Source organism: Streptomyces sp. TRM49041 (genome assembly GCF_008271805.1).
Lineage (GTDB): Bacteria > Actinomycetota > Actinomycetes > Streptomycetales > Streptomycetaceae > Streptomyces.
The window spans coordinates 1-287 of record NZ_VSRY01000031.1; the positions used below are offsets into that span (position 1 = coordinate 1).

1 protein-coding gene is annotated in these 287 nt (G+C 72.5%); it reads right to left on the bottom strand.

Annotated features, from left to right (window positions below; translation table 11 throughout):
- The coding region (locus FVS66_RS34750; protein WP_187645342.1) for a hypothetical protein at positions 1-287 on the bottom strand (287 nt) is incomplete at both ends.

Below are 287 nucleotides of genomic sequence, written 5' to 3' on the forward strand. Positions count from 1 at the left end.
GCCGACTTACCCCCGACACCCGACTCCCCGCCGGTCAGCTCACCCAGCCGCGCCAGCAACTCCTCCCGACCCGAGGCCACCACCACAGCCCGACGCTCCAACAACGCCCGTGACGTCACCAGCGAGTACGCCGTGTCCACGGCCGACAGCTCAGACCGCGACATCAGGTGCGACCGCAACCGCTCCGCCTGCGCCCGCAGCGCCACGTCATTACGCGCCGACAGCACCACCGGCACGGCGCCGGCCGGCCGGACCTCCTCAACCGGAGCTTCCTCGGCCGGCTCCTC